Genomic DNA, 8476 nt, shown 5'->3' on the forward strand with positions numbered 1-8476 from the left:
TGCAATTTTAGCCCCATCGCTGCAGTTAAAGCACTGAACATGCTCATTCGCAGCTAATACTTGTTCAATAACTCTTCTGGATGTATTAAACATGGCATTGCTTAATACAATACCACCGAAGTTACCTTCATGCTGCCACTGGCTGTCTCCATACATCAACTCACCAAGTACCTCAGCACCTTTATCACTATTATAATAAGCACTGAATTTCGAGTGATAATGCCCTTTATTTTTATAACCATTATCGAGGCCAAATAAATATATATTTTTAAAGCCAAGATGGATGGGAGCACTAACCCCTATATTTCCAACTAAAGGATTAACCCCTCCCAATGCAGCATATTTGGGAAGATGAGGGAAATTTACATGATAGAGGATAATTCCTGGCTCACTAAGTTTAAACATTAATGCTGATTTGTCGAACAGCGTTGAGCAATAGGGGTGAATAACATCCGTGCTTAGGAAAAGTATGTCTCTAAGATAATCGGGGTCATTCATATTAACCAAGAAATCATAAACAATCTTCGTTCGTTCAGTCTCAACATGAATATCTGGTTTGATACCAACTTTATGCAAAGCTGAAATAGCACTACCACATGAAATTAAAATTGCTTTTTCTTTATTCTTTTCAATGACAGGAAGAGAGGCATCCAAAGATGGACCATTAGCAATAACAAAAACTGGGATTCTATTATATTCCGATGGAATTTTTTCTCCCTGCACCAAAAATGGAACAGTTCGTTCAACGTTATCAACTGCATGAGAAAGAGCTATCAGATTGTCATCAAAAAAACCCCATCCCATCACTAGCAGATAATACTCCTGCTGGACCCTCTCAATTAAACTTTTGATTTTATCATTTTGGTAACCCCACATGATAAAGGCATTAGCGATAAGAAAAGAACCACGGCTATGAATAGCCGATGCAAAATCATTAAAGATAGTATCTTCATCTTGGCCCAATAAGATATGTAGACCGAGGTTCTCTTTATGTAAATAATCAAGCAAAGGTGCCCAATCGAAACAAAAAAGAGATGCATAAAAAAGATCTAAATCTGGTTCCAAAAGAAATAAAGTGCCAATTTTGCATTGTTCATAAAGATAACCAAGGTGGTAACCCAACCCCAAACACTAGTGCGGTAGGAACTTCAGTCGGAACTTTTTTTAATGGTTCTTCTCGAACAGCAATATCATCAAGATAAGCATTGAGTTTATTAAGATACTCAACGTGCATAAATCCGAGTGGGTTGGCTTCTTGACTAAATGAGAACTTGGATAACCCCCCTTTATCCATGAACTCTTTAACCAACGTCTCACAGATAAGATACGGTTCATCACCATATACCGCGACATCATCATCGATCCAAGCCATATTTGGCTGGCCATTTTCATTACAAAAAAAACGAAATGGCCGGTTTGCTTGATATGACTCATACATATCTGCAATATGGGGAATATATTTACGAAATGCAGCAATATTCTGTGAGAATCGAAGGGGCAAGGCCACCGACATGGCAGCCTCTTGCTCTGCACGTTCTTTTAGTCGTAAAGCAACTCCTTCAGCTTTTTCCAAAATATCATCAATATTTTCCGACATCAGAACTCCTTGCTATTCACACTATAAATTTGCTTTGCTTTACTTGCCAACCCAATCACAGACAACTCATTGAAAATGATTTTATGCTGATCAGATGCCACTTTTTTCATGCTTTCTTCTTGTTGAAAAAGTAATGCCGCCAATAAAGTGGCATCTTGTTTCAGTGAAGGCTCACTTTCAACGAGATGCAGCAAACGATCAATCAAAGAAATCCGATAATCCATATAGACCAGAGCATCATCATAGCTTTTTCTGGCTAATAGATATTGAAGTTGCTCGTAGTTTTCTGTAAGTGCTTGTTGTAGAGAGGCTAAAGTGGTCATTACAACTCACCCAGTTGCTGTCTCATTTGATAGCCCTGTTGTTTAGCAGAATCGGGTAACTGATCCCAACCAGATTTTATAGTTACCATCAAAGCCATGACCTCTTCAATCGGGACAGTATCCAATGCAAGACTCGCATCCCAAATTCGCTCATCCATATAGGAATAGAGGCTATATAGATTTTCAGCAATAGCCCCTTGACTCATATCAAGAGCATCTTGCAAACCATGTAATAACCCCTGAGCTTTCGATACAGCGGTAGATTTTGCTTCCATATCACGACGCTCAATTGCGCCTTTAGCTTGAGCCAAACGTTCAAGTAGACCTTGCATCATGAGTTGAATCACACGATGAGGATCGGCAACAGCCAAGTCAGCAGCGACACTGGTTGCCTTATATGCTTTTAGATTACGCTGGTACATCGCCTGCTCCTCGTTATATGAATTTATTTCTTGTTATTAATCTGTAATGATTGCAGCGCTGCCGCAGAGTGATTCATTTTCACTAACAAGGCATCCAGGCTACCATATTGAGCACGTAGTGAAGCTTCGTATTTAACTAATTGAGCGTTTGATGTGGCCTGCTTCTGGTTCAAGCTACGCAGATCGGCATTCAAAACATCTGTACGTTGATCCAGCATACCGCCAGACTTGGAATACTCTTTTAAACCTGTGTTCAAGGTTGCAGCAATACCCTTTTCGCCACCGAAAAGCCCAACGACCTGGTCAAAGTTTTTATCAACAGCCTCATCAAATTTTGTTTTGTCCAGAGACAACTTGCCTTTATTGTCCATCTTAATACCTACTTCAAAGATGGTTGAGTAAGTTGTACTGGTACCAGCTTTATTTGTTACAGTATTAGCCATAAAACTGCTAATGGTACGAGTGCTCGCATCACCAGCAAGCGCACCACCATCATCTTGTCTAACTCCACCAACGATACTATTACGCTTGCCCAGCGCATCCATTTTATCTTGCAGCGCGTTATAACCATCAATAAACTGCTTAACCATATCCTGGATAGCAGTTTTATCCGTTGTTATGGCAACTTTATTGGATTTTAGAGTTGTGCCATCACTCTCTTTATCGGATACACGTAAAACCGTTAATTTTAAGTCCTGAATAGAGTCGTCAAACACATTGGTATCACTTTTAAGAGTATTACCATCAACAGTAATTTCAGCACTACTAGCGGCTTGCTTCTGGCTCATCGCAGAACCAGCAGCTCCAGTTGCAAAGATATCCAGCTCAGAATTATTGCCAGTGATCACCAAATCTTTGCCATCTCCAGATATCCCAGAGTCAATAACAAATTTTGCCTTACCATCGGCTGTATTGACGATATTTGCACTAAGGCCGAAGTTATCTCCGTTGCTATTAATACTTTTACGAATGTCTTGCAGAGTATCCCCTGCCTTGACATCAACCTTGAATTCCTTGTCACCGGCTTTGAAGGTCAACTGACCATCCTGAGTCACAAGTGGAGTTGTCGAACTGGCAAATTCACCTTCAACACGGCTAGTGGTTGCCAATTTATTGACGGTAATATTGTACTGGCCATTGGAGCCACCACTTTTACTCTCCACCTTCATAACCGGATTATCTTTATCCTGGGTTATGGTGACGGCTCGCTTGTTGAAAGCACCAGGTTTGCTCAAGGTATCGAGAATATCGGTGAATGCGGTGAGGGATGACTTCAGCTGGCCTATACCAGATATGCTGATCTGGGTGCTGTTTTGCTTGGTTAAAATCGGTTTCTGTAGCTGGGCCTTCTTGGCCGCCACGCTAGCAGCGATGACGCTCTCAAGATCAAGCCCAGAGCCCGCCCCGGCAGAAGTAATGGCCATGTTATCTTCTCCTCATCAATTCGATTCAAATCTCGCGATCAAACAAAAGCCCGCGTTTAGGGTTTGCCCCTGCTTCACCTTGCTGCAACGCCTGGATCCGCTTGTGGATAGCAATCAACTCTTCTGTAGGGATCTGGCGGATCACCGAGCGGGTATCAGAGTCCATTACCTTTATTACCACCTGGCCAGACTCCTGCTCCATGCTGAAATTAACGGTCCACCCTTGCAATTTGCCAAATTCCTGCAAGTTTTGTACCTGTTTTTCAATATCGGCCTGGCTCTGCACTTGTTGAAGCTCAGTTCCCTTGGGCTGCTCCTGACTTTTCTGCTGTACAGTCCCAGCATCCTCTACCGTGCCAGAAAGCAGTTGAGCGGCCACTTGGCCGCTCTTGTCACTTAGCTGTAAGGAAGCGCCATTGGCAGATGACAGATTGCCTATTTCGGTTGCCATCTTATCTCTCCCATCTTAGTCAGCCTAGTCTACCCATTACCCAAGCAGGGAAAGAGCAGACTGCGGTCTCTGGTTAGCCTGAGCCAAGACACTGGATGCGGCCTGTTGCAGAATATTCTGCTTGGTCATGTTAGCAGTCTCGGTCGCAAAATCCGCATCACGGATACGAGAACGTGCAGCACTGACGTTTTCCGAGATATTGGCCTGGTTACGAATGGTAGAATCCAAGCGGTTTTGTACCGCACCGAGCTCTGCTCGCTTGCTGTCAACAATTCCAAGCATGGCATCAACAGCTCCCAGCACATCTTGAGCATTACTCTGTGAACTGATGCTGATACCACCAACAGTTGAACCACTAGTGAAAATACTGGCTACAGCAGCCCCACCGGCAGCAGTTACTGCTGCAGCAATGCCTGAAATACTGAAACCAGCACCCTGAGTCAGGCTAAACCCGATAGTCTGGTTGGCATCAGCACCAACTTGGAAGCTGCCAGCAAAAGTCCCATCCAGTAATTTGGTGCCAGCAAAACTGGTATCTTTGGAAATACGGTTGATTTCAGCCCCCAGCTGATCGACCTCTTTTTGTAGAGCTTCTCGATCCTTGGCTGAGTTGGAACCGTTGGCAGACTGTTGAGCCAAGGTGCGCATACGTTGCAACATACCTGTCACTTCATCCATTGCGCCTTCAGCCGTTTGAGCCAGAGAGATACCATCGTTGGCGTTACGGTTACCCTGATCCAGACCGTTGATCTGAGAGGTCAGACGGTTGGAGATCTGCAGACCTGCCGCATCATCTTTTGCGCTGTTGATGCGAAGACCGGATGCCAGACGCGTGTACGAAGTATCCAATGATTTGGTGGTATTCATCAAGTTACGCTGAGCGTTCAATGATGACGTATTGGTGTTAATGAACATGGCCATAATAAATTCTCCCGAAGAACATGCGACTGCGGGTTGCGCTGTCAAATCTGACTGCGGCCCACCATAGAAGAGGAGGTTGAACTGGCCTCTCTCTTCTGGCGGGTACCTGTTTGAACAGACAGGCTACCCGCAGCTATGCAAACGTTGGATTCCGAACACCCCTCGATTGCCTCATCTTCTTTAACGGCAGTAACGATGCAATCTTTAGGAAAAATAATGCTCACAACAGCAAGTAATCTGAAGAATCAGATTTCAACCGTTAAGAATGACACATCGCCTAAAGTGAGCAGCCAAAACTTTGACACTAGCAAGCTTGTTGTCTGATTTCTGAGAAATGCAGTGCTCTTGGATAAGATAAAATGCTTAGAATGTGCCCTGGTTTGGAGTGCATAGAAGATAAAAAATTAAAAGCGGCCTAAAGAGGCTAATGCCAGTCAGTTAAGCCTGACTGGCATTGTTTTTATTGGCTTTTTGCACCGCATACTTTTGTGGTCTTGCCTTCACACTGCGGGGGTAACTCCGCTTCCTTCGCTCCGGCAATACAAACTCCAGCTCTGCCACCCGCTTCGGGATACTCCCCGGTGACAGGTACGGCATGCAGCTCAGTTCATGGATGAGGTACACCGATGCCATGTGAAAACTCAGCTGACTCGCCGTGAATCCCTTTAGACTCGCCGCCATCTTCACCATCTGGCTACGCAGCAGGTTGTACGCCAACAACACGCCCCACAGCTCTTGCCGTATCCCCGCCGCCTTCTTGCTGCGCAGGGTCAGCCGGTGTTGTTGCAGGCTGTGCTTCATCTCCCGATAGCCCAACTCGATTTCCCAGCGGTGCCCATACAGTTCGACGATATCGGCGCCCGGGAAGCGCATCGGGTCGACCATTGAGGTCAATACCTGGCGCTCCTTGCCATTGATGTGTCGGGTCAGCAAGCGGACTTCCACTGTGTCCGGCAGGTGCGGCCACTTCTTCCTCGCCTGTGGGCTGGTTTTCAGCAAGACCAGTCATCCTGGCGCCCCAGTTTGCGCACCATCTCGTATTGGGTGCCCTTTTTGAGCGGCAGCAACCAGTGCCGCTCTACGCCCGCACTCTGCCATGCATGGAGCAGACCGAGGGAGTAAAACCCCTTGTCGAACAGGGTGAGCGAGTGGTCCGGCGTGCGTGCGACAAGCTGTTCGGCCAACACCATCTCGTTGACGGCGCAGCTCTCCATGACGGCCTGAACAAGCAGGTGGCTGGTCAGCTCCATCTGACAGAGCATGCGCACCTGCGGATAGCAGTTGCAGCCCGGCCCAACCGGGATGATTGGCCTGCTGGTGCCAGAGAGGGGCGGTCGTCGGGCAACAGGATATCGAGCTGATTGACCAGCTGGATCATGGGGACATGGCGGAAGATGGCCCAGACCAGACGCTCCATGGGCTACGGCGGCGACGCAGGGTCACGACATCCTCTTCGGCGAGCAGCGTCGTGATGAGCTCGGGTGCAATGAGGTCTGAGAGTGACTCAAACTGAGCAGCATTACTGGCGTGGAGGAAGTCGAGCGCTTGAGCGATACGCATAAAAAATCCGAAACCAATCAACAGGTTTCGGATTTTCACACAGCAGAAGGATCGGTCAATGGATCCTTAACTGATCGGCATTACCCTAAAGAGGCCGCTTTTTCATACTTAATGAGGCTCCAGCATTGTTATCCCAACAAGGACAATGCAGATTGCGGACGCTGGTTGGCCTGAGCCAAGACGCTGGACGCAGCCTGCTGCAGGATATTTTGCTTGGTCATGTTTGCGGTTTCGATTGCAAAGTCCGCATCGCGGATACGAGAGCGAGCAGCACTAACGTTTTCAGAGATGTTGGCTTGGTTGCGGATGGTCGAATCCAAGCGGTTTTGAACTGCACCAAGTTCGGCCCGCTTGCCATCAACCACCCCTAGCATCGAATCTACTGCTGCCAGAACGTTTTGAGCATTACTCTGGCTACTGATGCTAATACTGCTTGCACCGACAAAAATTGTGGTGATACCGACTGCAGCACCGGTTGTAGCGATAGTGGTCGCAGCTGCGGCAGCAATACCAGAAATACTAAAACCGGCAGACTGCGCCAAACTAAAACCGATAGTTTGGTTCGCATCGGCACCGACTTGGAAGGTACCGGTGAAACTACCATCCAGCAACTTGGTACCGGCGAAGCTGGTATCGGTCGAAATGCGGTTAATTTCAGAACCCAGCTGATCGACCTCTTTTTGTAGCGCTTCACGATCCTTGGCTGAGTTGGAACCGTTGGCAGATTGTTGCGCCAAGGTGCGCATGCGCTGGAGCATGCCGGTCACTTCATCCATTGCGCCTTCGGCCGTTTGTGCCAGAGAGATACCATCATTAGCGTTACGGTTACCCTGATCCAGACCATTGATCTGAGAAGTTAAACGGTTGGAGATCTGCAAACCCGCAGCATCATCTTTTGCGCTGTTGATACGCAAACCGGATGCCAAACGGGTATACGAGGTATCCAGAGATTTGGTGGTATTCATCAAATTACGCTGGGCGTTCAGTGATGACGTATTAGTGTTAATGAACATGGCCATAATAAATTCTCCCGAAGAACATGCGACTGCGGGTTGCGTCACCATAACTGAGTGACGACCCACCGTAGAAGAGGAGGTTGAACTAGCCTCTCTCTTCTGGCGGGTACCTGTTTGAACAGACAGACTACCCGCAGCTATGCAAACGTTGGATTCCGAACACCCCTCGATTGCGTCATCTTTTTAGCGGCAGAATTTAGCCAAGCTTTAGGAAAATTGTTGCCGATAGCGGCAAGTCTTCTCCTGTGAGGGGTAACATACTCAATCACCCCACCCTCCTATGGGAGAGCCTTCCAGCCATGCCCATAGATGAGCCTGGGGAAATATAATTTTGGCATGATGTATGCAAACACTAGGAGGAGTGACGCCAATTTGGCGACACAATAAAAAATGGCCGGAGAACCGGCCTAAAAATGAGCATATGCTCAGGAGAATATGACCAAGCGTGACAGAACTGAACAGCTGGACAACACTTGGCATTACTAGTAGAGAATTATATCTCTCCCGATAGAACAGAGTGCGAACCCGAACACCCCTTTGTTCCATCTCTTGACCAGGGCGGCCTGAACAACCGCCCTGTTTTCTTTTGTTAGCCTTGCAGCAGTTGAAGTGCTGACTGAGGTCTCTGGTTGGCCTGTGACAGGATGCTGGATGCCGCCTGTTGCAGAATATTCTGTTTGGTCATGTTGGCCGTTTCGATAGCAAAGTCTGCATCCCGGATACGGGAACGAGCTGCGCTGACGTTTTCCGAGATATTGGCTT

General features: G+C 46.9%; 8 protein-coding genes and 2 pseudogenes. All 10 read right to left on the bottom strand.

The window, feature by feature from the left end; genetic code table 11:
* On the bottom strand, nt 1-876 hold an 876-nt coding region (locus AACS18_RS15350), incomplete at its 3' end, for a 6-hydroxymethylpterin diphosphokinase MptE-like protein (RefSeq protein ID WP_374956612.1).
* Nucleotides 862-1597: pseudogene (locus tag AACS18_RS15355) on the bottom strand (6-hydroxymethylpterin diphosphokinase MptE-like protein); the annotation flags it as partial. The pseudogene AACS18_RS15355 and the gene AACS18_RS15350, both read right to left, overlap by 15 nt.
* On the bottom strand, nt 1597-1920 hold the full coding sequence (locus AACS18_RS15360; RefSeq protein ID WP_108612630.1) for a hypothetical protein: 324 nt from the start codon (nt 1918-1920) through the stop codon (nt 1597-1599). The gene AACS18_RS15360 and the pseudogene AACS18_RS15355, both read right to left, overlap by 1 nt.
* The gene (gene fliS, locus AACS18_RS15365; protein ID WP_108612631.1) at nt 1920-2342 is read right to left on the bottom strand and encodes a flagellar export chaperone FliS; all 423 of its coding nucleotides are present in this window, start codon (nt 2340-2342) and stop codon (nt 1920-1922) included. Before fliS ends, AACS18_RS15360 begins: the two co-directional genes overlap by 1 nt.
* Nucleotides 2343-2365: 23 nt before the next feature.
* Nucleotides 2366-3766 carry a flagellar filament capping protein FliD gene (fliD, locus tag AACS18_RS15370; protein WP_108542029.1) on the bottom strand — a complete coding sequence of 467 codons (1401 nt, stop codon included), beginning with the start codon at nt 3764-3766 and terminating at the stop codon, nt 2366-2368.
* A gap of 25 nt (nt 3767-3791) precedes the next feature.
* Nucleotides 3792-4217, bottom strand: a complete 426-nt coding sequence (locus tag AACS18_RS15375) for a flagellar protein FlaG (protein ID WP_181363293.1) — start codon at nt 4215-4217, stop codon at nt 3792-3794.
* A 36-nt stretch (nt 4218-4253) separates the two neighbouring features.
* Nucleotides 4254-5138: a flagellin N-terminal helical domain-containing protein gene (locus tag AACS18_RS15380; RefSeq protein WP_108542028.1), complete on the bottom strand. Its 885-nt coding sequence runs from the start codon at nt 5136-5138 to the stop codon at nt 4254-4256.
* 438 nt (nt 5139-5576) lie between these two features.
* A pseudogene (locus AACS18_RS15385) lies at nt 5577-6698 on the bottom strand (IS4 family transposase).
* Between the two features lie 128 nt (nt 6699-6826).
* Complete coding sequence (locus AACS18_RS15390; RefSeq protein WP_108542027.1) at nt 6827-7717, bottom strand: flagellin N-terminal helical domain-containing protein; 891 nt, start codon at nt 7715-7717, stop codon at nt 6827-6829.
* Between the two features lie 586 nt (nt 7718-8303).
* On the bottom strand, nt 8304-8476 hold a 173-nt coding region (locus AACS18_RS15395; RefSeq protein WP_258228729.1), incomplete at its 5' end, for a flagellin.

It is taken from the genome of Aeromonas sp. HMWF015 (genome assembly GCF_963878965.1).
Classification (GTDB): Bacteria; Pseudomonadota; Gammaproteobacteria; order Enterobacterales; family Aeromonadaceae; genus Aeromonas; species Aeromonas veronii.